The 26,581-nt window shown below is 48.6% G+C and carries 16 protein-coding genes and 3 rRNA genes; 7 read left to right on the forward strand and 12 right to left on the reverse strand.

Going from position 1 to position 26,581, the window contains the following annotated elements; translation table 11 throughout:
• Nucleotides 1-15: 15 nt before the first annotated feature.
• From menE to menD, 5 genes are read right to left on the reverse strand one after another with little or no spacing between them, the layout of a single operon-like run.
• Nucleotides 16-1,416 (reverse strand): o-succinylbenzoate--CoA ligase, encoded by a 1,401-nt coding sequence (gene menE / locus ACO6UX_RS06350; protein WP_422445903.1) that lies wholly within the window; start codon nt 1,414-1,416, stop codon nt 16-18.
• Nucleotides 1,417-1,452: 36 nt separating this feature from the next.
• Nucleotides 1,453-2,448, reverse strand: coding sequence for an o-succinylbenzoate synthase (gene menC / locus ACO6UX_RS06355; RefSeq protein ID WP_422445905.1), 996 nt, complete (start codon nt 2,446-2,448; stop codon nt 1,453-1,455).
• Between the two features lie 3 nt (nt 2,449-2,451).
• A complete protein-coding gene (menB, locus tag ACO6UX_RS06360; RefSeq protein ID WP_422445907.1) occupies nt 2,452-3,291 on the reverse strand; it encodes a 1,4-dihydroxy-2-naphthoyl-CoA synthase in 840 nt (279 codons plus the stop codon).
• A 20-nt stretch (nt 3,292-3,311) separates the two neighbouring features.
• Complete coding sequence (gene menH, locus ACO6UX_RS06365) at nt 3,312-4,133, reverse strand: 2-succinyl-6-hydroxy-2,4-cyclohexadiene-1-carboxylate synthase (RefSeq protein WP_422445909.1); 822 nt, start codon at nt 4,131-4,133, stop codon at nt 3,312-3,314.
• Nucleotides 4,130-5,881: a 2-succinyl-5-enolpyruvyl-6-hydroxy-3-cyclohexene-1-carboxylic-acid synthase gene (menD, locus tag ACO6UX_RS06370; protein ID WP_422445911.1), complete on the reverse strand. Its 1,752-nt coding sequence runs from the start codon at nt 5,879-5,881 to the stop codon at nt 4,130-4,132. The genes menH and menD overlap by 4 nt, the downstream gene beginning before the upstream one ends.
• Before the next feature lie 239 nt (nt 5,882-6,120).
• Between menD and ACO6UX_RS06375 the strand changes: the two genes are divergently transcribed.
• On the forward strand, nt 6,121-7,356 hold the full coding sequence (locus ACO6UX_RS06375) for a hypothetical protein (RefSeq protein ID WP_422445913.1): 1,236 nt from the start codon (nt 6,121-6,123) through the stop codon (nt 7,354-7,356).
• A 77-nt stretch (nt 7,357-7,433) separates the two neighbouring features.
• Here the strand turns inward: ACO6UX_RS06375 and ACO6UX_RS06380 are convergent, their stop codons facing one another.
• The gene (locus ACO6UX_RS06380) at nt 7,434-8,885 is read right to left on the reverse strand and encodes an isochorismate synthase (protein WP_422445915.1); all 1,452 of its coding nucleotides are present in this window, start codon (nt 8,883-8,885) and stop codon (nt 7,434-7,436) included.
• Between the two features lie 255 nt (nt 8,886-9,140).
• Between ACO6UX_RS06380 and ACO6UX_RS06385 the strand changes: the two genes are divergently transcribed.
• Entirely contained in the window at nt 9,141-9,485 is a 345-nt protein-coding gene (locus ACO6UX_RS06385) for a hypothetical protein (RefSeq protein WP_422445917.1), read from the forward strand.
• Between the two features lie 53 nt (nt 9,486-9,538).
• On the opposite strand, the gene ACO6UX_RS06390 is transcribed toward ACO6UX_RS06385, so the two are convergent.
• Nucleotides 9,539-9,763: a hypothetical protein gene (locus tag ACO6UX_RS06390; RefSeq protein ID WP_101749297.1), complete on the reverse strand. Its 225-nt coding sequence runs from the start codon at nt 9,761-9,763 to the stop codon at nt 9,539-9,541.
• A 150-nt stretch (nt 9,764-9,913) separates the two neighbouring features.
• Between ACO6UX_RS06390 and ACO6UX_RS06395 the strand changes: the two genes are divergently transcribed.
• Nucleotides 9,914-10,462 carry a hypothetical protein gene (locus ACO6UX_RS06395; protein ID WP_209203948.1) on the forward strand — a complete coding sequence of 183 codons (549 nt, stop codon included), beginning with the start codon at nt 9,914-9,916 and terminating at the stop codon, nt 10,460-10,462.
• Here ACO6UX_RS06395 and putP read toward each other — a convergent pair whose 3' ends face one another.
• Complete coding sequence (gene putP, locus ACO6UX_RS06400) at nt 10,463-11,983, reverse strand: sodium/proline symporter PutP (protein WP_422445920.1); 1,521 nt, start codon at nt 11,981-11,983, stop codon at nt 10,463-10,465.
• A gap of 228 nt (nt 11,984-12,211) precedes the next feature.
• Between putP and ACO6UX_RS06405 the strand changes: the two genes are divergently transcribed.
• On the forward strand, nt 12,212-14,821 hold the full coding sequence (locus ACO6UX_RS06405) for a hypothetical protein (protein WP_422445922.1): 2,610 nt from the start codon (nt 12,212-12,214) through the stop codon (nt 14,819-14,821).
• Between the two features lie 155 nt (nt 14,822-14,976).
• Here the strand turns inward: ACO6UX_RS06405 and rrf are convergent.
• The 3 genes from rrf to ACO6UX_RS06420 form a co-directional block, all read right to left on the reverse strand.
• Nucleotides 14,977-15,092: ribosomal RNA gene (gene rrf, locus ACO6UX_RS06410) — 5S ribosomal RNA — on the reverse strand.
• Between the two features lie 141 nt (nt 15,093-15,233).
• Nucleotides 15,234-18,548, reverse strand: a 23S ribosomal RNA gene (locus tag ACO6UX_RS06415).
• A 362-nt stretch (nt 18,549-18,910) separates the two neighbouring features.
• Nucleotides 18,911-20,479, reverse strand: a 16S ribosomal RNA gene (locus tag ACO6UX_RS06420).
• The 16S, 23S and 5S rRNA genes sit together here, the layout of an rRNA operon.
• A gap of 879 nt (nt 20,480-21,358) precedes the next feature.
• On the opposite strand from ACO6UX_RS06420, the gene ACO6UX_RS06425 reads away from it, so the two are divergent.
• Nucleotides 21,359-22,594, forward strand: coding sequence for a hypothetical protein (locus tag ACO6UX_RS06425; RefSeq protein ID WP_422445924.1), 1,236 nt, complete (start codon nt 21,359-21,361; stop codon nt 22,592-22,594).
• A gap of 222 nt (nt 22,595-22,816) precedes the next feature.
• Here the strand turns inward: ACO6UX_RS06425 and ACO6UX_RS06430 are convergent, their stop codons facing one another.
• A complete protein-coding gene (locus tag ACO6UX_RS06430; protein WP_422445926.1) occupies nt 22,817-23,878 on the reverse strand; it encodes a radical SAM protein in 1,062 nt (353 codons plus the stop codon).
• A gap of 94 nt (nt 23,879-23,972) precedes the next feature.
• Here ACO6UX_RS06430 and ACO6UX_RS06435 point away from each other — a divergent pair, with 94 nt between their 5' ends.
• The gene (locus ACO6UX_RS06435) at nt 23,973-24,770 is read left to right on the forward strand and encodes a substrate-binding periplasmic protein (protein ID WP_422445928.1); all 798 of its coding nucleotides are present in this window, start codon (nt 23,973-23,975) and stop codon (nt 24,768-24,770) included.
• 177 nt (nt 24,771-24,947) lie between these two features.
• Nucleotides 24,948-26,522 carry an AbgT family transporter gene (locus ACO6UX_RS06440; protein ID WP_422445930.1) on the forward strand — a complete coding sequence of 525 codons (1,575 nt, stop codon included), beginning with the start codon at nt 24,948-24,950 and terminating at the stop codon, nt 26,520-26,522.
• Nucleotides 26,523-26,581 lie beyond the last annotated feature (59 nt).

The raw sequence follows: 26,581 nt of genomic DNA on the forward strand, positions 1-26,581 counted from the left end.
GCCTGTATCGTCGTATTATTCCAAAAGTGCCTGAAAAAAGCGGCGATTAATCTTGATCCCTGATTCCGCTACCTGCTCAGGAAATAAACGAATATGTACCGGCACTTTGAATTTAGCTATCTTGCCTGCCAGCCTCTCTTTTGTAAATGGTTCATTCAGGGTACCGTCCACCGTCTGAACATAAGCCACAGGGCGCTGGCCATATTCAGGATCCGTCATGGCAACGACCACCGCCTGGACAATCTCCGGGAAGGTCAGCAAAGCCTGCTCAATCTCTTCAGGATGAATATTCTCTCCCCCTGAGATCAACATATTATCCATACGACCACAGACCTGTAACTGGTCACCGTGCCAACGTCCTTTGTCACCGGTATTAAACCAGCCACGGGTACCCGGAAATGGCGTCACCTCGCCCTGCTGAAAATAGCCTTTGGCCAGAGTGTCACCACGCACCTGAATCTCGCCGTCCTCTGTTAAACGGACCTCACGCCATGGCAATACCGCTCCGGAAGTAACACGACCACTGGTAAACAGAGGCTCTCCGGTACACACCTGAGAGGCCATCTCGGTCAGACCATAGGTGGTCAGAACAGTGACCCCCTGTGCTTTTACCGCCTCCACCAGCCTCGGGGAAGCAACGCCGCCACCCAGCAGAATATAACGTACGCCCAAATCATAGAGTGATAACCCGGACTGCAGCAGCCTGAACAATTGGGTATTCACCAGGGAAAGATGGGTCAACCGCTGTCTGATCAGCATGTCATCCAACGACAACCGACGCTCAAACAGCACCATTGTGATACCAGCCAGCAGGCAACGCATAACAATGGCCAATCCGCCCACATGAAACAGCGGCAAGGATAACAGCCAGGTATCACCATAGGTTAATGGCAAGGTATGCATGGAGCCCAGGGCACTAAAATAATGATTTTTATAACTGTGCGCTACCGCCTTTGGGATGCCCGTCGTTCCAGAGGTGGCGATCAGGTCGTTAACGGCTTCAGCATCGATCTTAATGGGCTGAAGTCTGCTCTCCGGCCGTGGCCGTGTATGAGCAATCCGTTGATGAAAATCGATACCCGCACTGTCTGCCAACAGCGCAGCTCCAATACGATCACGATATCCCGACATTTGCGCTTCCGGAAACGCCGGGTTTACCGGGCAGAAAACCCATTGGGAACGAAGGCAGGCCAGGGCAACCACCACAGTGTCCAATGGTTTATGGGTGACAAACAGAAGACGGCGGCCCACTCTCATGCCCTTATCCCGATATATACGACAACACTCATCCACCCACGCATCCAGCTGCCGAAACGTGACTCCGCCCTCCTCCAGCTGAATCGCTGTACAGGAGGACTGATGAATGGCTCGATAACGCAAGGGACAGTGTTGCAATTCGGGGAAGATCGTTTTCATCAACGGCGTTCTGCTATGCTTCTGTTCAGCTCTGTATTACTGAAAAAAAGCGGGGTTAATGGCAACCGGCTGACCGGCAGTAATCCTTGCTGAGGTCAGGCTGTCGGTAAAAGCCGATAAGGTGTCCAGACCCGGTCGTTCTTCCGGTGTCCACTGAGCGCTGAGCTGCTCCAGTATGTGCAATCCAATAGACGACTCATAAGAAGAGCTGAAAACAGTCCTGACACCAACGCTTCTGCCGGTTGTCACCAGCTGTCGGCAACGGGCCAAACCACCCACCAGCGTCGGTTTGATCACAATGGCCGCCAGACCCTGCATGGGGTGTAGGAGGTATTCCGGGTGTTGGACCGTTTCATCCAGGGCAAAGCGAAGCCCGGTCTGCTGGTAGAGTTGTGAGAATTCGGCCACATGCGCGGTCGGCTCTTCAACATAAGTAATTCGCTCGACATCAATAGAGGCTGTGACCCTGAGGGCTTGATCCAATGTCCATTGCTGATTGGCATCCAGCTTGATGCTGACGGACGTTGGCAGAGCCTGCAGAACCTGTTTAATTCTGACACAGTCGTCTTCTATTGAGTCTCGGCCTATCTTCAACTTGAATTCTGTCGGCCAGTTTCCCTGCCACAGCGCAAGTCGGCGGAGGATATCCTCGGTGCTACCCAGCAAAAGTGGTCCGGTTGCTGGCGGGTCAAACCAATGGTCCTGTTGCAACCACCACAGAGCCGATTCAATACCAAACAGCACTGACGGTACTGGCTGCAAATGCAGAACATCAGTGAGAAAAGCACTGTTGATAGATAACGGCCTGCCACCATTAACGGCCCGACAGAAAGCCTGAAGTTGTTCTTCCGCGTCTGCAAGACTCTCACGGCTAAACCCGGGCAGTGGCGCTATGTCGCCATAACCCCACCGGTCACCGATACGCAAACGCAAAATCAGCCCTTCGCGCTTATTCAGGCAGGCGTGCTTCAGCCATAACGGCTGCTTTAAAGGCAGCCGATACCTCAGGATATCGGCCTTACAGTCTTTCATGCTTCAGGAATTACGACCAAAGGGACTGAAATCCGGCTGACGTTTTTCCAGGAAAGCATCCCGTCCTTCCTGTGCCTCTGCGCTCATATAGAACAGCAGAGTCGCATTACCCGCCAGTTCCTGAAGACCGGTCTGACCATCGCAGTCGGCATTCATGGCAGATTTCAGGCAGCGAAGCGCCAGAGGAGAGTGCTGCAAAATCTCACGACACCATTCTACGGTTGTCCGCTCCAGCTCTGCCAGAGGCACAACGGTATTGACCAGCCCCATATCTTCAGCCTGTCTGGCATCGTACTGACGACAGAGGAACCAGATTTCCCGGGCTTTTTTCTGACCAACGATACGTGCCAGATAGCTGGCACCAAAACCACCATCAAATGACCCCACTTTCGGGCCGGTCTGACCAAAACGGGCATTATCCGCCGCAATCGTCAGATCACAAACCAGGTGCAGGACATGACCACCACCGATGGCATAACCGGCCACCATGGCAATCACCGGCTTTGGACAGGTTCTGATCTGACGTTGCAGGTCGAGAACATTCAGATGATGAGTTCCTTTATCATCCTTGTAGCCCGAATCGCCGCGAACGCTCTGGTCACCACCGGAACAGAAAGCCAGATCTCCGGCACCGGTCAGAATCACCACACCCACCGACTCATCAAAACGTGCCGACTCCAGGGCTTTCTGGATTTCTACAATGGTTTGTGGGCGAAAGGCGTTGCGCTTTTCCGGGCGGTTAATGGTAATTTTGGCCATACCCTCTGCCCGGTGATAGAGGATGTCCTCATAATCACCGCTGAGGTTTTCCCAGATCACACCTGAATCCAGCTGCTTGCTCATATCCAACTCCTTATAGCTCTTCAGAAGAGCTCTCTGAGCAACCGGGCCATAGCCTCTGGTTGCTCCCGATGAACATTGTGTCCACACCCGGTCACCGGGTGGACACTGTGTATCACATTCTCTGTCAGCAAATGCTGTCCAAGCTGCCCGAACTTGTGATCATTTTCACCATAAAAATAATGAACGGACAGTGGTGAACCGGCGCTGAGCTGACAATCAGCCTTGAGCCGGGAAAGTGCCTGGCGATAGTCTGGCTGCTTCGATAGACTGAATGCCATCAAGGCATTAGCCAGAACCGAACCACTGCCTTTTGATCGCTCAGCAATCAACGAGCCAATCTGGCTATCATCCAGGTCAGAAAAAACCGGCTGTTTATACCAGTCCAAAAGCACATCAGCCACTGATTCTTCAGTAAAGCGTCTGGCCCATTGCAGATCTGACCGATAACGCTCGCTTCTTTCCTGCTCACTGACCAGCCCGGGATGCGCTCCTTCCAGTAACAGCTGCGCCACTCGCTGGGGGAAAGCAGTGGTATACGCCATGGCCAGACGTCCTCCCAGTGAATAGCCCAGCAGGTTGAATCGTTTCAGGCTGATGCCTTCCACCTGTTCAATGGTTTGAACCGTCTGTTCCAGGCGATAGCAGAAGTAGTCAGCGCCCTGTTTATCTTCCTCCAGCCACAGACTTGAGCCGTGGCCCGGCAGGTCAACAGCAATCAGGCAATAGTCGTCTTTCAGCGCTGCCAGCAGGGAGCCCCAGTCGTTTGCACTGCCCAGAAACCCATGCAGTAACACCAGGACTGGCGCATGAACATCACCAGCGCAGTAGTAAGACAGGTTCACAGTGTTTTCGCCATAGCGACGGCCTGTTCAATACTTTTTGCCCCAAGGCCGGATTCAGTAAAGACTTCAATAATGGAGCAACCAGCCTGACTGCAGGCTCTATGAAACTGCGCGTTAAAGTCATCAATGGATTGCGGTGCCGAGTAACCAATTCTGAACATCTCAGCCGCATGCTCTGCTGTAAGACCGTGGGGTGTGACAAAATAATCATTAGTCACATGGGCAACCTCGTTGCTACACCCTTTGGTGGTCACATAGAAAATACCACCACCGTCGTTATTGATCAGCACAATAACCATCGGCGTTTTGCTCCGTGCAGCCAATTGCAGGGAGTTAAGGTCATGGAGGAAAGAGATGTCCCCGATCAATAACACCATTGGCCCCTGGTGTCCGGCAGCACATCCTGCCGCAGTAGCAATCAGCCCATCAATGCCACTGACGCCACGGCTGGCATAAACCCCGGGCAAATGGTGTGCTGAGAAGATATCCACCATGCGAATGGGCAGACTGTTCCCCAGAAATAAGTGGCTTCCGGGTGGTAACAGTTCCCCCAGAGAAGCACCGAGCCATTGCTCATTAAGCTGCTCTGGTCGTTGACTTTTCAGCAATTCACCAAGCTTTTCTGCCTGGGCTGTAAATGGTGTGCTCCATTCCCTGTCAGCCTGTATCGCTTCGCTGTTGAGCAACAGTTGACGACAAACTGAATCAATATCACCCACCAGACGCACACTCTGCCGCTGCCCTGTATCGACTCTTCTGGGAGCAGGGTCAAGCATCCAGTATTCCTGCCAATGGTGCCGGGCAATAAACTGATCCAATCGTTTCGACGTCAGGTAACCGCCAATCTGTAGCACACGGTCGACCTTATTGAACAGACTTTCGCTGGCAGAACTGGCCAGTAACAGGTCAGCGTGCCTGATGGTTTTCCGGTGACCGTGCAGCTGTGATTGAACATCGGTAATTAATGGCCAGCCCAGGCGTTCTGATAACTGCACAATGATATTAACGTCAGTCTCAGGCATCACCCGCCCCGCAACAATCAGGCCTTTACCGTCGGCAAAATGCTGCCAGCGACCACTATCAGGCAGCCGGGTTAACTCTGGTACAAAGTACTCAGTGTAAGGCGTTAATGAGGCTATCCATGGTTGGATACTGGCAAGATAGACGTCATTTTCAATAGGAACCGTTGCTTCCACCTGATGGGGGTAGAGCGGCTCCCGAAACATGCAGTTGATATGCAAAGGCAGCCCCAGCGCTGATGAGCGGGCATACGCCTGATCAATACTGCCCAGCAGCCAACGGAGGGAGATGGACCTGTCCGGCGTTGGCAAGTTCAGCGTCGCACCGGTGTAGTTACCAAAGATATTCAGCTGATCAATGGCCTGATTTGCACCGCAGTCAATCAACTCGGGAGGACGATCAGCCGTCAGAACCACCAGCGGTATACCCGACTGGTGAGCTTCGATAATCGCCGGGTAGAGATTAGCAACCGCAGTGCCTGAAGTAGTGATCAAAGCCACCGGTTCTCCCGTGGCCCTGGCCAGACCCAGGGCGAAGAAACCAAGCCCTCGTTCATCGAAATGAATATGGCGGGTCATACCATGATGATCTGCTACGGCAAAGGTCAATGGTGCTGAGCGGGATCCCGGGGCAATACAACAATGCCGGATACCCAGTCGCCACAGTTCTTCGATCAGCACTGCAGACCAGATGCCGTTGATATTTGCGTCGTTGGTTTTAACTGTCATGAACTAACTCACCGCATGAGCAGCCAGTGATGGTGGGAATTTCCAGACCTTTCATCAGAAAAGGCCTGAACTGCCGAAGATGATTCCAGCCCGGTAGTCATGGGCTGTTGATATGGTTATGAACTTTTCCTCAATATGAGACTCTAATTCCACAGGGTTATTTATCAAACCATTACTTTAACGGCTGCTTATATTCTCTACAGGCAGGTTCTGTCAAACATTTTTTGAGGTGTATTATTGTGGACACAACTTTTTCTGCTACCGGTAGGCCATCAACTTATCAAGAATCAATGGGCAATTCACTGAAGGAAACTGATGACATCAATAAACTGGCCGAAAATTTTATTAAAAAATCTACAGAAATCAATGAACAACGGCAAACTAATGCCGTTAATATCAGCGATATCAGAAAATCATTATTTGCCAGAACCATTAGTCGGTTGAACGAGTTATCGTCAACACGCTTCACGTTAACTCCCGGACTTTATCATCTGGCAAATCCTACTGATCCAAAGCGCTGGGACTGGAATGAATGGCAAAACAATTTAGTTGATAGCCAACAATATGATGCTATTGAAGATATCGTTAAAAATATACCTTTTGATCATAGAACTGAACTTTTGACAGATTTTTTACGAGCCATTGATCCACAATATTTCAATGATCATCTCATTGCAATTGTATTAAAAGATGACACCCCTTTTCAATTTAGAGCAATACTTGAAACCCGTCTTGTAGAAGCAAAGCCCTTTATTGAGACTGCGATCAAAAGAGGACTTGTGCAGGAAAATCTTATCAATAGAATATACAACGAAGGTATCCCTGATACTGGGAAATCAGCTTCACGCAGTGCATCCGCCACCAGGCCAACGAGTCACCAGGATCCCTTTAATGCACTCCAGAATCAGGCAGCCTCACAGCTTGCAACAGAGTTCTCCAGATTATCTGTGGCCCACGGAAACCTGGCTGACAACGACAAAAAACTTATGAGTCAGTTTATCTCTGTGTTAAACACCAACTATCAGTGTCAGGTAGGGTTGTACGAAACCAACCCTGAACTTGGCGAATCTTCTGAAACTTCCAGCAACAACCCAACAACATTTATTAAAGAAGAGTGGGAATCCTGGCAATTCGCTCTGTACGAGAGAGATGATAGCGTTGAACAAGCTTATTATGCTGCCAGGGAAGATAACAAGAGTGAACTTATTATTGAACAAATCGAACATCTATTATTAGCAGTCAGCTGTCCTCAAGAAAAAATCAAGAATGCCTTCCGATCAAATGCTGATATCCTCAGCTTACAGTTGGAATTCCCTGAAGTCGTTCTGGATGATGACAATCTGCTGGGACTTAGTTTTGAAGCTTGTCGTGCCAAAGGAATACCACTAAACAAAATTATTACAGGATTAATTGCGTCAGGTTGTTTAACACAAGAATTAATTGATCAGATCATGAAATTGGGGATTGATAATTAATTTAATATCGTATCCGATCAACCAGAATAAATGAAAGTATTGCACTACTTTCATCGCTTCTGAACTTTTCAGGGTTGTCAGCAGGTACGTGAAGAGAGTGCTGCATAATCATGGTCACTGTCTACACGTTGCCCTGCCTGACCCGACAATACAGCGATATCACCGGTCTGATGACGATCAAGAATATCCAGTACCGTGGCAATTTTATTGCCCAGCTCGGACCACTCTTCTTCGGCCACCGAGTCCTTCACAATACCCGCACCGGAGTAAAGCATCAGGGCATTATCAGCCAGACGGGCGCTGCGAATTGCCACACTGAAATCACTCTTTTGAACACCAACAATCCCACACACACCGGCATACAAGCCACGAGCATAGGGTTCGTTGGCGGCAATAAAGGAGAATGCATCCCCTCTTGGAGCGCCCCCCACTGCGGGGGTCGGATGAAGTACGTCCAGTAACTGTTGATCACTCACGTCGTGGTTCAGTACACCACGAATCTGGTAACGCAAATGTTGAATATGGCGCAATTTAACAATCGAGTGGCTGCGATCCGCTTCCAGGGACTGGCAGAAGGGTTGCAGCCTATGGCAGATATCATCCAGAACCAGACGGTTTTCATGGATATTTTTACCATCGCTCATCAGCAGGCTTTCCAGCTGAGCATCTTCAAGCAGGTTCTGACCGCGGACAATGGTACCTGCCAGGGCCTCGGTAGAAATAATATTTTCCAGTCGCTTCACCAGTCGCTCCGGAGAGCAGCCAAAAAACGTTTGCCCCTGCCCCTGAAACAGGAACTGATAGGAATGCGGATTCGCCTGCTGCCATGCGTAAAGCAATGAGAATGGGGAGAGATGCCCCTCAAGTTTCAGACACGTTTCCCGGGATAGCACCACCTTATCCAGCACACCCGATGCAAACGCCTGCCGGGCCTTGTCCACCAGTTGGTTCCAGACATTGGCATCAGGCTGATAACCTGCGAGCTGAAACGTAAAGTCAGCCTCGGGTAACTGCTGGCAGTAGTTGAGTGCTGCGATAATCTCCAGAGCCTTGCGAATACTGCCATGGTATTCCAAAGTATTGTCAGACCTGAGGTTCACACCCAACACCGTTCCCTTGCGAGTCTGAACCAGTTCCAGCAGTGGCAGGATGACCCTGCCATAACCAAAAGCAGGCCAGATTGACGCTTCATCATCCGCAAAAGAGAGGTAGCAGAGGCAGTGACTGCTCCTATGCGCCGGCAAATGGCTCAGGATTTTGTGAGCACTGGCAAATGCACAAGCCAGGTCCTGTCGGCAGGATAATGTTTCTGACCAGCTGTAACCGAGCGCCGCGATAGCATGATCGCCTTCCCGGTCTCTCCAGAATGCTTTTTCACAGCCATCCTGTGCCGCCAGAAAGCCCTGTAGGTGAATGGCCGGGAAAGGGAGCTCAATTCTGACCAGCCGCTTTTCAGGCACAGGTTGAGATAACAGCTTTTCCAACTGTTGCACCATCAATGCCAACTGAGTCTGAATTACACTGGTCAAGACATCCTGCCAATAAGATCGTTAAAAAAAGACATCGTAAGATAACGAAATTGTACGTAGATTGGCCACCGGTATCTGGATCGTATTTACCGAGAAAAGCCATAGCATCCCTAAGGGTATAACCGACTGTTGGTAATAGTAGATGAATTTTTCAACGTAACTTTCTATCATTGCATTTTTTTCAACGCTGAAATTCATGCCTTTCAGCAGAACTGAACCCTTGATCAGTTTCATCAGCACGGGTAACTATTCACCATGGCCACCAATGGAGAGTCAGCCAGACAATGGCTGGAACAGAACAGGGAGCAGATCTCGGAGGAACGAATTCTCCAGATTCGCAGTAACCTGGTAAAAAAAATAAATCAGTTGGCGGATGCTGAGGACCTGACTGTATCGGATGAACATCAGGGGTTGCTGGAGGCCCTTGATGTGATGGATGCCTGGCTTCAGGAACGCGCAACACCTCAGGAAACAGCAGCGGACGCTTCAACGCTGGATTACAGCCCGCTTATTCAGGAGCCGTCGGAAACAGTCCCTCAGCTGACTCAGGAAGAGAAGCTGCGCCGCTTCCAGAACCTGCTGAAGGACACAAAAAAATAACGGCAAATGGTAAGGTTGCGCTCAGGCAACCTCGCCAACCCGCTGCCGGGGCATCACACTTTCAACCGCTCACACTCTTCAACGACCCGGTCGTAGGTCCAGTCCCCGCCGCCGGGATGCTTCACCTCGTGTTCAATCAGCTTCTGGCACATCTGCATAGGGTTCAGTCCCTTTTTTGCCAGTCGCTCCAGAGTCTGCTTCAGCTCATTATCTGCTTCACTGAATTCCTGAGCGCTTCGGGATCCTTTCTTTCTGACTGCAACTTTTATTTGCTTCATCGTCAACTCACCTAAAACAACGTGGGCCTCTGGCAGGCCTGGAATAACACCCCGGCAAGAATAGCAGCGAGGTGATCTCTTCTCAGGCAGCCTCCCGGATAATCTATACTCTATTCTTAGATTCTGCGCGCAGTAAAGCAGGAGTTTACCATGAAACGTCTTTACTACCTGACCGGCTCTCTGGACAGCGTCACCAAAATTACTGAAGACCTGCACCGGGATGGCATCACCAACTGGCATCTCCATGTTTTAAGCCGAAACGAAGCTGGCCTGTATCACAAGCAGGTTCACAGTGCCAATATGCTGCAGGAAAACGATGTCATTCACTCCGGAGAACTGGGAGCCCTCATTGGCGGTGTTGTCGGCCTGCTGGCGGCCACAGTGATTGAGTGGTGGAACCCAATCGGGATAGAGATCCCGCTACCCGCCCTTCTGGTGGTCGCTGGTGTCTTTACCATGTTTGGTGCCTGGAGTGGTGGATTGGCAGGGATCACCCGCGAGAATTACAAAACGGCCCGATTCCACGATGATCTGGTAAAAGGCAAACATCTGATTATGGTGGATGTTTCCAGACAACAGGAGCAGCGGGTGCGCTACCATCTGAGCAAATATCATCCGGAAGCTTCTCTTGCCGGTGTGGATACCACCCTGACACTGCCTTTCAGCCCTAACTTCTGGCGTTATCCGCGCCATAATTAATCAACAACCAGCTTGTCTATTGTCAGGGGATGGTGATTTCACAAGCGCCTGCACCTCCTGAAAGGTTTCGGACTCCGCATCAGAAGGTGCTTTTCCCAACAGGCTAAACACCACTATTGCCACTGACGCCGCGATAAAACCGGGAATAATCTCGTAAACTTCAAAAATTCCCCCACTGAGCGAACGCCATACCACCACAGTTACGCCTCCCACAACAATACCGGCAAGGGCTCCCAACCCATTCATCCGCTTCCAGTAAAGGGAAAACAGCAGCGCAGGACCAAAGGCGGCACCGAACCCTGCCCAGGCATAAGACACCATCTCCAGCACCGAACTGTCCGGGTTGAGTGCCAGCACCGTGGCCAGCACCGCAATAGCGACAACGGCAATACGGCCAACCAACAGCATCTCAGCCTGAGTAGCATTGGGACGCAGCATATTGCGATAAAAATCCTCTGCTACCGCAGTAGAACAAACCAGCAACTGAGAATCTGCGGTACTCATAATAGCGGCCAGAATCGCGGCCAGGAGAATACCGGCTATGACCGGGTGAAAGAGGGTATTCACCATCAGCATAAAAATAGCTTCCGGGTCGTCTAATACCAATCCCTGCCGCTGGGTATATATGATTCCGGTTAAACCAACCAGCAAAGCACCCAGCATACAGATTCCAGTCCATGAAACCGCAATACGCCGTGCCAAGGTTAGCTGATGACTGGACTGCACCGCTTTAAAACGCGCCATAATGTGTGGCTGGCCAAAGTACCCCAGCCCCCAGCTCAATAATGACAAAACCGTAATCACAGAAAGCGCTTCCCCCCGAACATCAGTGAACATGCTGGTCAGATGGGGGTTCAGTTGGTTAATGTCGGCCATCACCTGCCCGGCACCTCCGGTGACTTCCAGCACGGTCACCGGAACGATCAGCAGTGCTGCCGACATCAGCAGGCCTTGCACCAGGTCGGTCCAGCAGACCGCCAGGAAACCACCAAACAGGGTGTAAGAGACCACACTCAACATGCCAAGAATCACTGCCAGCTGGTAGTCGAAGCCAAAAACAGATTCAAAGAGTTTGCCACCGGCTACCAATCCTGAACTGGTGTAAAAAAGAAAAAAAATCAGGATAAAACCCGCACTGACCGGTTGCAGAATATACTTCAGATCGGAGAAACGGTTGGAAAAAAATTCGGGAAGCGTCAAAGAGTCATTCGCAACCGCACTGTATATTCTTAAACGACGGGCCACCAGAAGCCAGTTCAACCAGGTTCCTCCCAATAGCCCCAGCCCCAGCCAGATCGCCTCAAAACCAGCCGCAAACGCATACCCTGGCAGGCCCAATAATAGCCACCCACTCATATCAGAAGCACCGGCGCTTAATGCCGCCGACCACGGCCCCAGTGAGCGTCCGCCAAGAAAATAGTCAGAGGAGTTCTGGGTTCTCTGCCAGGCAATATAACCAACCCCCAGCATGGCAATAAAATAGATCAGAAAGGTTATGGTTATTTGTATTTGGTTTTCCATGATGGCTAAACTCTTGGTATATATATCTTCAACGTTAGCCCACATTTATTTGTTCAATTCAATTGAAATACCTGCTGATTTAATTAGTTATTTATCAAATAAAGTCTGCCAAAAATATGACTCTTAGCCTTTCGATAATAAATTATTTTGATTTAAAGCTGCCCTTATATTGATCCAGTTAAGGTGCGCTATTATTCAAAAATGAACTTGTAATTTGTGGATACAGACATGGACAGTCAACGCATATCACCCCCCTCCTATAACCAGATAAAATTACCTGACCAAAAACCAGCAAGGTACGTTGGAATTGAATCAGGCAAGGACAGTAAAATATTGGATAGTCATGGGAAGCTGGTTTCCAAGTGGGGACGAAAGATTGAGAATTACCTTAAAATAGAGCGAATTAATCCAGAAAAATATGCTCGCAGTCAAAAAATGCATAAGTTCCAAGAATCCATGACCAGCAGACGGGTCAAACTTTTAACACAAGAAGTTCAAAATACATCGGATCATATTGATAGTATTTTGATGCTTCCTAACGAAATTCCAAATGACTGCGAATTTATCAGCCAGAAAAAATTCCAGAAGCTTGTTCAATCAGATGTTAAGAGATATCTCTCTTACGAAATCAAATCCTGCAACTCGGGAGAAAAGCTCCTTCAATTATACGAGGAAGTAAAGAGACTCGGCGATCACCATCGCCTGCCACCCAAAATAACAGACCCTCTAATTAAAAAAATTAATGCTCAAATGGCAATACTTGTTGAGAAAATGCCAAATCACCTCAGAAGCATTGATCCTTGTAAAGAAGATACTCCAACCCTTGAATTGACCAAGCAAAAGTGTGAAGTGGTAAAAGGTCTGTACAAGGCTGCCAAAACGATTGGTTATGACTTATGCAAAGAGCATAGAAAAGCACTAAGAGATACTATGATCGACATGTTTTCCGAAGATGTTGAAAAAGTAGCGACTTGGTGCAAAACAAGAAATAATCTGAAAGAGAATAAATATTTATCAGATCAAATTATAGAAGTAAGAAATTCAATAATATATCCATTCTTGGAAGAAGCTGATACAAAATATAACAAGTATGTTAATAAAGTCAAAAAAAGCACAGATATACAAATAAAAGATTTAGAAGAACAACGTGAAATAATACCCAAAATAATTACAAGACTTAATCAAAAACTAACAACTGCCTCTCAAATCATAAAAAATGAGGCGAAAGCAACGGCAGTTAATGAAAATTTATTAGAAGGCAAAAGAAAACCAACAAAAGCTACAATCCAAAAAATTGAAGAAAGAGAAGTTAATAAATTTAATGAATTTAAAAGTCTACAAAAAGAATATAAAAGCCTGTATGAAACATTGAATTCCAGACTGAAACAATTTGATTCCAGTGTCGAAATATATTTTAAAGACCAACAGAATCTGACACCAGAAGCCATCACACATCCTGAAGCATTCCTGACTGCTTATAGAGGAGTAGAATTAACCAAACCATGGGAAAGCCTACAAAGCCTGGATCCAACAAATACCAATTCTAATTTGGCTTTACAATCCTTCAATCATGCTTGCATTGATAGTCACTTTAAAGAACTTGTGTCTGAGGAACAGGGCTGGTTGCCTGAAAAGGAAATAAAAACACTCAAAAATCATGTTCAAGGATCAGTAATAGAAAACTCTGATCAGAAAGAAGCCTATGATCAATTGGTTGTTGCGCATACCGCCTGTGAGCTGGCCAGAAATGCATATCAAAAAGACACGAAGGATGAGACAAAAAATGCCAAGAGGTATCGTCGACAAGCCAAAATAGTGCAAGGCACTGTTACTTCGCAACAGCTTGACACAGCAAAACAACTGAGAATGTTGCATGCAAAGCCAGTAACCAATAAAACTGACCACATCGGTGTTGATGCCAAGCCCGACGCTGAAATGGATGAAAGCAATAATCACTCTTTGAGTAGCAGTTCTGCTGACTCAAGTAACAAAGCTCCAGCAGTAAGTGATGCTGAAGTACCTCAAGACAGTATTGACGCAAACATTACCTCAGGCCTGCATCAAGAATCAGCTACTGAAAAGCCACAGACCTTACAAGCCAAAAAAGTATTACCACCGATACCCAGTAACAGCAACACTACAGAGAACAGTGACGCTGAAATACAACCCAATGGAAATAAACTACCACCAATAGTACCCCCACGACCCGAAGAACAAACACCACCAAAACGCCCAAAACTACCAAAACTACCAAAACTACCAACATCAAATCGCCCAACCTGGCCAGCACCAAAACCACCATCTTCTGAAAACAAAACAAGTGGTGGAGCTAAAGGCCAAACCGATGGTAGTAAATCAGTACCGACACCACCACCGCCGCCGCCAGTACCTTCTGGCAAGACCACAAAATTCGGTGGTGCTAAAGGGCAAACTGATGGTAGTAAACCATTACCACCACCGCCACCACCACTACCTTCTGGCAAAAGCATAAAAAGTGGTGGAGCTAAAGACCAAACAGATGGTGGACATAAACCACCTCCTCCTCCGCGACAGCCAGCACCATCAGCCGGAAGTCAAACCACGCAAGCCAGTAGTGGAGTTAAAGGTCAAGATTCTGGAAGAGTTGCACTTTTAAACGAAATTCGCAATGAACAAAACTTACAAAAATTAAGAAAAGTGCCTGAAGCCAAAAAAAGCGATCGCTCCGCTGCAAACTCTAAAAAAAGCGAGGCCAAGGCACCAGATTCCTTTAACACAATCATAGAGGAATTTAAAAAAAAAATGAATCCTGATGGTGATGCTAATGCTAATGCTGATACTGATGACGACTGGAACTAAGACCACAAAGTTTGGCGCAAGAACATCTTACACAAGACTGCATTACCCGGGCACAGTTATCGAGAGGCAATCAAAAACAGCGTTAACAAAAAGAGGATTTTAAGCATATAGAAAAGAAGCCCCGTTGATTACTCAACCGGGCTTTTCTGTTGGGTGCCTGGCGATGACCTACTCTCACATGGGGAAACCCCACACTACCATCGGCGATCGGTCATTTCACTGCTGAGTTCGGGATGGGATCAGGTGGTTCTAACCTTCTATGGTCGCCAGGCTAATTAGATACTAGAGACTAGAAACCAGTCTCTAGATGGAATCCTTTAATTAAGCTGTTTTCTTGCTTCACACTCTATGCGTATGGCTCCAACTGACAACTGACCACTGTCAACTGATTCGCAAATCGCTTTGGCGTTATATGGTCAAGCCGCACGAGTCATTAGTATTGGTTAGCTCAATGCCTCACAGCACTTACACACCCAACCTATCAACGTCATAGTCTTTAACGGCTCTTTAGTGCCCTCAGGGGGCAAGGGAAGTCTCATCTTGAAGGGGGCTTCCCGCTTAGATGCTTTCAGCGGTTATCCCGTCCGAACATAGCTACCGGGCAATGCGTCTGGCGACACAACCCGAACACCAGTGGTCCGTCCACTCCGGTCCTCTCGTACTAGGAGCAGCTCTTCTCAAACTTCCAACGTCCACGGCAGATAGGGACCGAACTGTCTCACGACGTTCTAAACCCAGCTCGCGTACCACTTTAAATGGCGAACAGCCATACCCTTGGGACCGGCTTCAGCCCCAGGATGTGATGAGCCGACATCGAGGTGCCAAACACCGCCGTCGATGTGAACTCTTGGGCGGTATCAGCCTGTTATCCCCGGAGTACCTTTTATCCGTTGAGCGATGGCCCTTCCATGCAGAACCACCGGATCACTAAGACCTACTTTCGTACCTGCTCGAGATGTACCTCTCGCAGTCAAGCGTGCTTGTGCCTTTACACTAACCGTACGATGTCCGACCGTACTTAGCACACCTTCGTGCTCCTCCGTTACTCTTTGGGAGGAGACCGCCCCAGTCAAACTACCCACCACACAATGTCCCCGATCCCGTTTCGGGACCCGGGTTAGAACCTCAATATTGCCAGGGTGGTATTTCAAGGATGGCTCCACGATGACTGGCGTCACCGCTTCAAAGCCTCCCACCTATCCTACACAAGCAACATCAAGATCCACTGTGAAGCTGTAGTAAAGGTTCACGGGGTCTTTCCGTCTAGCCGCGGATACGCTGCATCTTAACAGCGATTTCAATTTCACTGAGTCTCGGGTGGAGACAGCGTGGCCATCGTTACGCCATTCGTGCAGGTCGGAACTTACCCGACAAGGAATTTCGCTACCTTAGGACCGTTATAGTTACGGCCGCCGTTTACCGGGGCTTCGATCAAGAGCTTCTCCGAAGATAACCCCATCAATTAACCTTCCGGCACCGGGCAGGCGTCACACCGTATACGTCCACTTTCGTGTTTGCACAGTGCTGTGTTTTTAATAAACAGTCGCAGCCACCTGGTATCTTCGACCACCGCCAGCTTACGGAGCAAATCCGATCACCAGCAGCGGCGCACCTTCTCCCGAAGTTACGGTGCCATTTTGCCTAGTTCCTTCACCCGAGTTCTCTCAAGCGCCTTGGTATTCTCTACCTGACCACCTGTGTCGGTTTGGGGTACGGTCCCTTCTGACCTGAAGCTTAGAAGTTTTTCCTGGAAGCATGGCATCAATCACTTCAGTTCCGTAGAACCTCGTCATCAATTCTCGGCATTCTCAATTAAGAGAGCGATCCGGATTTGCCTGGATCCCTTGCCTACTATCTTAAACGCAGACAACCAACGCTGCGCTGACCTAGCCTTCTCCGTCACTCCATCGCAGTCAGAAGGGGTACAGGAATATTGACCTGTTTCCCATCGATTACGTCTTTCGACCTCACCTTAGGGGCCGACTCACCCTGCGCCGATTAGCGTTGCGCAGGAACCCTTGGTCTTCCGGCGGGGGAGCTTCTCACTCCCCTTGTCGTTACTCATGTCAGCATTCGCACTTCTGATACCTCCAGCACACCTCCCGATGCACCTTCAACGGCTTACAGAACGCTCCTCTACCAATCCAGTGATCAGTTGTCTGTTGTCGGTGATCGGTTTTGCTCCGAGTTATTGGAAACTCTTGTGCAAATTCACCAACATTCTTGCAACTTTGGCACAGATGCCTTTACTGGCCCTGCGCATTTGATCTGCCAGTCCACGCATTTGTTTGTGCTTTGGAAATTCAAGACTCATCGCATGTACTTTCAACGAAAGTCGATACGCCGCCTGGAATACCTCAAGCTCTTCGAAACCCTACATGCATTGCCTCATCAACTGATTACTGACAACAGACAACTGACCACTGAATTCCGTAGCTTCGGTGAACAGTTTGAGCCCCGTTAAATCTTCCGCGCGAGCCGACTCGACCAGTGAGCTATTACGCTTTCTTTAAAGGGTGGCTGCTTCTAAGCCAACCTCCTGGCTGTCTGGGCCTTCTCACATCGTTTCCCACTTAACTGTTACTTTGGGACCTTAGCTGACGGTCTGGGTTGTTTCCCTTTCCACGACGGACGTTAGCACCCGCCGTGTGTCTCCCGTGATTGCACTCATCGGTATTCGGAGTTTGCATGGGGTTGGTAAGTCGGGATGACCCCCTAGCCCAAACAGTGCTCTACCCCCGATGGTGAGACACGAGGCGCTACCTAAATAGCTTTCGAGGAGAACCAGCTATCTCCGGGCTTGATTAGCCTTTCACTCCTATCCACAGGTCATCCGCTAGCTTTTCAACGATAGTCGGTTCGGTCCTCCAGTTGATGTTACTCAACCTTCAACCTGCCCATGGATAGATCGCCCGGTTTCGGGTCTACTCCCAGCGACTCGACGCCCTATTAAGACTCGATTTCTCTACGGCTCCCCTAAACGGTTAACCTTGCCACTGAAAGTAAGTCGCTGACCCATTATACAAAAGGTACGCAGTCATCGGTGGTCAGTTGTCAGTTGTCGGTGGTCAGTTTTGCTCCGAGTGGTATTTTACTCTTGTGCAAATCTGCCAGTATTTCCGACGTTGACGACCGGGTAATCAGTCGCCGGTTGTCGCTTGCCTACCGGCAACTGACAACTGACAACTGACCACCGACTCCCACTGCTTGTACGTACACGGATTCAGGTTCTATTTCACTCCCCTCAACGGGGTTCTTTTCGCCTTTCCCTCACGGTACTGGTTCACTATCGGTCAGTCAGGAGTATTTAGCCTTGGAGGATGGTCCCCCCATGTTCAAACAGGATTTCACGTGTCCCGTTCTACTCGATTTCACAATGATTGGCCTTTCGTGTACGGGGCTATCACCCACTATGGCGACACTTTCCAGAGTCTTCCACTAAACCAAAAATTGCTTAAGGGCTGGTCCCCGTTCGCTCGCCGCTACTGGGGGAATCTCAATTGATTTCTTTTCCTCCGGGTACTTAGATGTTTCAGTTCCCCGGGTTCGCCTTCCAGACCCTATGTATTCAGGTAAGGAATAACGGCTTATGCCGTTGGGTTTCCCCATTCGGAAATTCCTGGATCACAGCTTGTTTATCAGCTCCCCAAGACTTATCGCAGATTACCACGTCCTTCATCGCCTCTGACTGCCAAGGCATCCACCGTGTACGCTTAGTCACTTGACCATATAACCCGAAACGATCTTCGATCGTTTAGTTGGCAGTTGTCAGTCGCCAGTTGGCAGCTGATTGTGCAAACTATCTGGTTATAGGCAATAACTACCTTTAACGATCAAATGAATTTCTTTCGAAATTCATCGCCATACACATTAGCTATTACCTTTCGGTAATTAACTTGAGAGTGTCTCAGCAAGAATTTTCTTTAAAAGACGCTTCTTATATTAAGAGCCTCTTTTAAATCAATTCAGCTTAATTTGGATTCCACATTGTTAAAGAACAAAGAAAAATCAACTGCCCACTGGCTACTGCCAACTGACAACTGATTATCAAACAATTCGTGTGAACGCTTATGGACGTCGGTTTTCGTTTAAGGAGGTGATCCAGCCCCAGGTTCCCCTAGGGCTACCTTGTTACGACTTCACCCCAGTCATGAATCACTCCGTGGTAATCGTCCTCCCGAGGGTTAGACTAACTACTTCTGGAGCAACCCACTCCCATGGTGTGACGGGCGGTGTGTACAAGGCCCGGGAACGTATTCACCGTGACATTCTGATTCACGATTACTAGCGATTCCGACTTCATGGAGTCGAGTTGCAGACTCCAATCCGGACTACGATGCACTTTCTCAGATTAGCTCCACCTCGCGGCTTGGCAACCGTCTGTATGCACCATTGTAGCACGTGTGTAGCCCTGGCCGTAAGGGCCATGATGACTTGACGTCGTCCCCACCTTCCTCCGGTTTGTCACCGGCAGTCTCCCCAGAGTGCCCACCATCACGTGCTGGTAACTGAGGACAAGGGTTGCGCTCGTTGCGGGACTTAACCCAACATCTCACGACACGAGCTGACGACAGCCATGCAGCACCTGTCTCTGCGTTCCCGAAGGCACTCTCTTGTCTCCAAGAGATTCGCAGGATGTCAAGGCCAGGTAAGGTTCTTCGCGTTGCTTCGAATTAAACCACATGCTCCACCGCTTGTGCGGGCCCCCGTCAATTCATTTGAGTTTTAACCTTGCGGCCGTACTCCCCAGGCGGTCTACTTATCGCGTTAGCTGCGTTACCCGTCGTACAAGACAACCGACAACTAGTAGACATCGTTTACGGCGTGGACTACCAGGGTATCTAATCCTGTTTGCTCCCCACGCTTTCGTACCTCAGCGTCAGTATCAGGCCAGAGTGTCGCCTTCGCCACTGGTGTTCCTTCCTATATCTACGCATTTCACCGCTACACAGGAAATTCCACACTCCTCTCCCGTACTCCAGCCACCCAGTTTTGGATGCAGTTCCCAGGTTGAGCCCGGGGCTTTCACATCCAACTTAGGTGGCCGCCTACGCACGCTTTACGCCCAGTAATTCCGATTAACGCTCGCACCCTCCGTATTACCGCGGCTGCTGGCACGGAGTTAGCCGGTGCTTCTTCTGTGGGTAACGTCACAGCTGAAGGGTATTAACCTTCAACCTTTCCTCCCCACTGAAAGTGCTTTACAACCCTAGGGCCTTCTTCACACACGCGGCATGGCTGCATCAGGCTTTCGCCCATTGTGCAATATTCCCCACTGCTGCCTCCCGTAGGAGTCTGGGCCGTGTCTCAGTCCCAGTGTGGCTGATCATCCTCTCAGACCAGCTACGGATCGTCGCCTTGGTAGGCCTTTACCCCACCAACAAGCTAATCCGACGCAGGCTCATCTGATAGCGAAAGGCTCGCTTCTTATAAAAGAAACGGGTCCCCTCCTTTCCACCGCTCTTGAAGAGCTAGTGCGTATGCGGTATTAATCCGGATTTCTCCGGGCTATCCCCCACTACCAGGCAGATTCCTACGTGTTACGCACCCGTCCGCCGCTCGTCGGCAAAGAGCAAGCTCTTCCCGCTACCGCTCGACTTGCATGTGTTAGGCCTGCCGCCAGCGTTCAATCTGAGCCATGATCAAACTCTTCAGTTTAAATTTTTCATGCGAAAAATTTATATGCTCAATAGAACTTACTGCAAATTAACGAGTATGTTCGCTTAAGCGTCGCATTTAACTATTAACAAAAGGTGATAGCCTTTTGTAACCGATGCAATCGCACAAGCGCCCACACGAATTGTCTGATATCTTGTTAAAGAACTGATTAAACTGTGGCGATTTAATCGCTGATTCAGCAGTCAGCGCCGATCAGCAAGGCTGCACATCTTACCGTGGCAACTTTCGTTGTCAAGCGATCATTTTTCAGAAGAAGAAGGAAGCTTTCCAACTCACTGACGTTGCTCTCAAGCCCTGTCAGCGGATGCGCATCTTACCGCGCCAGTTTGATTTGTCAACCGGTTGTTTTTCATTCAATCCAAACAACCCATTTTCAAACCGCACTTCCCGGTCAGCGATAATGATTCATTCTGCTGATCCGTGGATGACCGTTTGGGCCAGTCCGTGGAAGTGGTGCAAATAATAGAGAAGTTTTGATGTTAATCAATAAGCGATGATGGTTTTACGTACAATCACCTACGCCAACTGACTTATAGAGATTATGGGCATCACTATGAGTCGGTAAAACAAGTGCTCAATTGGCTACACAATGAAAATACCACTCTCTACAGTGCCGGGTTGCTTTCCACCTGAGAGGGCTTTGCATGACAAAGCATTATTGGTCGGAACTTTCATGCAGTTTCATAATCGAATGGTTATTGAAACCAGTAATGAGTGGATAATCAAATGCACGCAGGTCAGTTATCACTTAACACGCCCCACAGCCGGGCAACCTCTACTAACACATCAATAGCAAGTAGTCTGTATACACTCCCATCAAAAAACATAACCAGTTTTTATTACCGTGGCGTTCAGGTTATGACCGAAATGCCTGAACTATTCACGAAAAAAGTAGTATATTGCAATAAAATGAATCACCTGCCTGGAGAACTTTACCATTGCAGCTCTGATGAAGTTATTCACTTGCTGTGTCGTCATTGCCTGAAGCACGAGCAACCAAACCCACGCACCAAACAACCAGGCACCCCGGATAATGTAGAGGTATACCGTTGCCCTATCGATAACTCCGAGACCTATCCGGACAAATTTCACTCCCGTGAAATCGAATCCACACATCTATATCAATGCCCTTCAAACACCACCAATGAAAATACTGATTGTCAATGGCACGGGCTTTATAGGGATCTCCTTAAGCACATTGCCGTATGTAGAAACTTTACTTTGGAAGACAGGATAACCATGCTCCAACACGCGAGTTCGGAGGCTACCGAAAGCCACTCAGCGCTTGATATACGCGTGGAAAAGCTGATAAAACAGGTAGAACAGATGAGGCAATTAATGCTCAAAGAGCAAGAATCCCTGATTGATGTAAAAATAGAGTCACTGGATAAAAAAATTGATTCACTGAACCAACAACTGCAAACGCTTACCCGGGCCTTTTACTTCTCTCCTCAAAATCCAAGACTGCACCCCAGTCCCTCGCTGACATCCGAACTCGAGCAACGCATCACTGACCTTGAAAAACGCAACACAGAATGTTGCCATACTGTTAAAGATCTTGAAAACCAACTGGCCAATGCATTTCATTTGATAGATCAACTTCTCAAAGCCAAAGCCGTACAAGGAAATCCGGTAACCACAAACGGCACCCTGCTTTGGAAAATTGATCAATTCACTGCCAAACGAAATGATGCTATAAGTGGTAAAACGAATATCCTATTCTCCCCTGTATTCTTTACAAACACTTATGGCTATAAATTGTGTGCAAAGCTCTACCTGAATGGTGACGGCTTGGGAAAAGGAACGCATATCAGCTTATTTTTAGTGGTGATGAAAGGTGACTACGATGAAACCCTGCATTGGCCGTTCCGACACAAAGTCCATTTTAATATTCTTGATCTGACGCACGGCGAAGACAGGCATGATGCTTTTCGCCCCGCCCCCTATTCTTCATCTTTTCAAAGGCCTAAAAAGGAGCGCAACATCGCTTCTGGCTGCCCTTGTATACTGGAATTATCCACACAGAACCTGGATAAATACGTAAAGAATGACACTATGTTCATAAGAATCTCGATAGATACTAATGAGCCCTAAGCGCCCGAGGCAAGGTTGCTTGAATATTTATTAATGACGATAGCAAAGCTCCCATTGTTGTTAATGGGAGCTTTGTAAAGCTAATTTACTAAGTCAGGAACATAATCTCATTTATTAAACGTAAGCATTTATCATCTGGACTATTCAACTGAACACAACCGGTTGTTTTTCTTTCGATCAATCCACCATTGCTGCAAACATTAAAAGACGGTCGTCTTCAGTTCACATGAAATATTGAAAACGCTGCATTTGATAAGGCACCACTTTCGCCTCAGTCATCGTCATTATCACCGTCATCATCTCACTTTGCTCTTCTAAAGCGGCATCGTGCACAAAGCCATTTTTGCTCAGCGGTGACAGGTATATGAGATCCCCCCCGGAAAGCTCCAGACTTTCAAGGGTAATCAACGTTTGTTTCAGATTTTCTCTTCTTAACTCCCCTGGTGCCGCTCCGGTCAGCAGCGTCAGACCAATATGGATCCCAGCCCGCCTGGCACTGTTAATCATGGCTATACATTTATCAAGGTCTCCTGATTTCCCCAGGTTGGCTCTTAACTCACCCCAACCGGTTTCCAGACCAATCACCAAATGACGCAAACCGCTCTCACGCAACTCATTCCACTGCGCTGTTGTCCGTTTTGCACTGAAATCAGGATCAGCGAATGTACTAACCTCCCTTTTAAAAGTGCCAAGCTTTTCCTTTATTAATGCCAAACAGCACATCAGTCGCCTCTGGGACAGAGCCATTGCATTCGCTGAGCCAAGAAATACACCGGGAGATGAATGCACCTTTGCACCATACAGCTCTTTTACATCAGCAAGATGTTGAGCAAACGCCGGTTCATTAAGAACCCTATAGGGCTTATCTTTATAGAAGGCACAGAACGTACACCGTCTGTTCGGACACCCTGTTGCTGGCATAATAACAATATCGCCATAACGGTCAGGCGGGAGAATGGTGACTTCTTCGGGATAGACTTCACGATAGAGGTCAGCAACATCGTTATAATCTTTATTGGTTAGCTGCTGGCTTGCCCGAATGACTTTATTATCAGCAGCAATATTTTTGATCCACCCCTGGTACGCCTCAAGCACTCTATCCATCTCACCAGCTGGCAGTCGCCTCGCCTCTGCACCCAACACTATTGAGCCATCCATGCAACGGCGATAGAACGATGCCCCATCCCTGAAAGAACACCAATACCCCTGACTATTGATACGTGCTGACCTATTACTGTCTTCTATTTTACAACCATCCTTCAGATGACGAATATCAATACCCATACAACACACCAGAGTGGATTTCTGTTATCATTAAATTTGCTTGAGCCCTTGGTCATCAAGGACTGAAAAGAAAGACATTATAAAGGACAAGCATTTGCGAACATTTACAGTATTGGTATTTTATGTACTGTTTTCCGGGCAACTGCTGGCACACAGCGCCATGTGCAAAGAAGTTGTGTTGACCGGTTATCCTGACCTTCCGCCGGTAAGCTGGGGCGACTACCAGAGCACTCATGGCGCAGCCTCCGATTTGCTCACTGAAATTCTTGAAGAAGAAGGTATCCGTGTCATTAATGATTACTTTGGCGGAGCCAATCGGGTCACCCACAAACTTCGCCAGGGTATCATCCATATTAATCCGGCCATGACCTATCAGCAGAAATACCTGAATGAGGTCTACCATATCTACCCTCCTATTTACACGCAAAGCTATATGGTTGTAACCCGAAGAGATGATCAGCGTGATATCCGGCACTGGTCAGATATGAAGGATCTTAAAGGAGTTGCACCACGAAATGTCCGGTTCAGCAAGGCGTTTGAGCAGTACGCAGACGATCACCTGAGCATTGTGAAAACCTTCCATGCACAGCAGGGCCTGAAAATGCTGAACGTTGGTCGTGTTGATTACGCCATCTACCCGCAGATCCAGGGTGATCTTTTTGTCTCCCTGCTGGATCTGGAAGGCAAGCTGGAAAAAATGCCCGTTGAGCTTTCCCCCTTTGATCTTTACATTGCGGTATCCAAAGCGCTTGGATGCACTCTGCCCGTCAACAAAATTTCAGAGAAACTGGTCAATCGACAGGAATCAGGTTATGCGGATAAAGTATTAAACGACAGTCTTTACAAATGGATGGGGTTCAGCCTCGAAAAACGAAAGAGCAGTATGAGATAGTCCAGTGATATCTCTCGAATTTCACCACCCTTATCAGAAAATATCTCTAAATATTATCACTGCACTTCCCTTTATTATATTTAATTGATCTGGATCATTCCGTATCTCATCTTTGATTTTTTAAAATCTTTACATAATCACCATTTCGATAAATAGTAGTAAGAGAAAGAGTCATCCATGAGTGTAGCTGAAGCTTCTCCAATGCCGGAGGTGAAACCGGGCGATTCCAGATTGATGAATCGCTTCCTGAACGCCGTTGAAAAGGCAGGCAACAAACTGCCGGACCCGACACTGTTATTCCTTTATGGCATGGTCATCGTCTGGGTTTTGTCTGCCTTGATGTCCCAGATGAGCCTGGACATGGTGCATCCGGCCACCGGTGAAACTGTGGCGGTAAAAAACCTGCTGACCGGCTCCGCTCTTGCGGCCTTTCTTGCCAGCATGGTTAAGAATTTTGCTGGCTTTGCCCCAATGGGTATCGTCCTGGTTGCCATGCTGGGTATCGGCGTGGCGGAGAAATCCGGTTTCATCAATACCGGTCTCAAGAAAATGCTGGGTGTCACCCCGGTCAAACTGTTAACCCCAATGCTGATCCTGGTTGCCATTGTCAGCCATACTGCAGCCGATGCTGGTTACGTTCTGGTTATTCCTCTGGGCGGTATTATCTTCCATGCGGCGGGCCGTCATCCTTTAGCGGGTATCGCTGCGGCATTTGCCGGCGTATCCGGTGGTTTCTCTGCCAACTTTATCCCGTCCGGTATTGATCCACTGCTGCAGGGCTTTACTCAGTCGGCTGCACAGATTCTGGACCCGGCTTTCCAGATGAACCCACTGGCCAACCTGTTCTTCACCGGTGCGTCCAGTATTGTCATCGTCGCTATTGGCTGGTATGTCACTGACAAAATTGTTGAGCCACGTCTGCGGGGAACTGCTGCCCTGGATGAAGATGCAGAGAAAGCTCCAGACCTTAGCTCCTTTACGCCAGAAGAAAGCAAAGCCTTTAATGCCGCTGGCCTGGCTATGCTGGCAGGTATCGCAGTGCTGGTTGCTGCCGTTATTCCTGAGACTTCGCCACTGCGCTCTCCGACCGGTGAAATCACAGCATTCTCTGCACCGTTGATGCAGTCTATCGTGCCGCTGATTTTTATCCTGTTTATCATTCCGGGTATTGTCTACGGTAAAGTTTCTGGCACCTTCAAGACCTCTAAAGACACTGTGGTTGCCATGAACAGCACCATGTCCACCATGGGCTCTTACCTGGTGATGTCTTTCTTCTGTGCGCAGTTCCTGTACGCGTTCTCCCAGTCTAACCTGGGTACCGTATTGGCCCTGAGCGGTGCGGAAGTTCTGCAGGCCATGAACCTGCCTGCCGAAATCACTGTTATTGGCATGATCCTGCTGACCGCCACCGTTAACCTGGTGATCGGCTCTTCTTCTGCCAAATGGGCCCTGATTGGTCCAATCCTGGTACCTATGCTGATGGCGGTGGGCATCTCTCCGGAACTGTCTCAGGCGGCTTACCGTGTTGGTGACTCGGTTTCCAACATCATTTCTCCGCTGATGGTTTACTTCCCACTGGTGGTGGTTTACTGCCAGCGTTATGTGAAGAACTCCGGTATCGGCTCTCTGGCTTCCATGATGATGCCATACTCCATCGCCATGCTGATCGGCTGGACTATCTTCCTGCTGGCTTACTGGGCGCTTGGTCTGCCACTGGGTATTCAGGCTTCTTACACTTACCCGGCCATGTAATATTCATCTCATTCTTTAAGGGGCTCTGGCCCCTTTTTGTTATAACCATTTTTCACCTT

Source organism: Endozoicomonas sp. ALB091 (assembly GCF_049310265.1).
GTDB lineage: Bacteria > Pseudomonadota > Gammaproteobacteria > Pseudomonadales > Endozoicomonadaceae > Endozoicomonas.

Excerpts from the sequence above, each read along its gene's own strand:
- ACO6UX_RS06390 (WP_101749297.1), bottom strand. The coding sequence starts at position 9,763 with ATGAAGCAAATAAAAGTTGCAGTCAGAAAGAAAGGATCCCGAAGCGCT.
- ACO6UX_RS06385 (WP_422445917.1), top strand. The coding sequence starts at position 9,141 with ATGGCCACCAATGGAGAGTCAGCCAGACAATGGCTGGAACAGAACAGG.
- ACO6UX_RS06425 (WP_422445924.1), top strand. The coding sequence starts at position 21,359 with ATGACCGAAATGCCTGAACTATTCACGAAAAAAGTAGTATATTGCAAT.
- ACO6UX_RS06395 (WP_209203948.1), top strand. The coding sequence starts at position 9,914 with ATGAAACGTCTTTACTACCTGACCGGCTCTCTGGACAGCGTCACCAAA.
- putP (WP_422445920.1), bottom strand. The coding sequence starts at position 11,983 with ATGGAAAACCAAATACAAATAACCATAACCTTTCTGATCTATTTTATT.
- menB (WP_422445907.1), bottom strand. The coding sequence starts at position 3,291 with ATGAGCAAGCAGCTGGATTCAGGTGTGATCTGGGAAAACCTCAGCGGT.
- ACO6UX_RS06440 (WP_422445930.1), top strand. The coding sequence starts at position 24,948 with ATGAGTGTAGCTGAAGCTTCTCCAATGCCGGAGGTGAAACCGGGCGAT.
- ACO6UX_RS06405 (WP_422445922.1), top strand. The coding sequence starts at position 12,212 with ATGGACAGTCAACGCATATCACCCCCCTCCTATAACCAGATAAAATTA.
- menE (WP_422445903.1), bottom strand. The coding sequence starts at position 1,416 with ATGAAAACGATCTTCCCCGAATTGCAACACTGTCCCTTGCGTTATCGA.
- menD (WP_422445911.1), bottom strand. The coding sequence starts at position 5,881 with ATGACAGTTAAAACCAACGACGCAAATATCAACGGCATCTGGTCTGCA.
- ACO6UX_RS06430 (WP_422445926.1), bottom strand. The coding sequence starts at position 23,878 with ATGGGTATTGATATTCGTCATCTGAAGGATGGTTGTAAAATAGAAGAC.
- menC (WP_422445905.1), bottom strand. The coding sequence starts at position 2,448 with ATGAAAGACTGTAAGGCCGATATCCTGAGGTATCGGCTGCCTTTAAAG.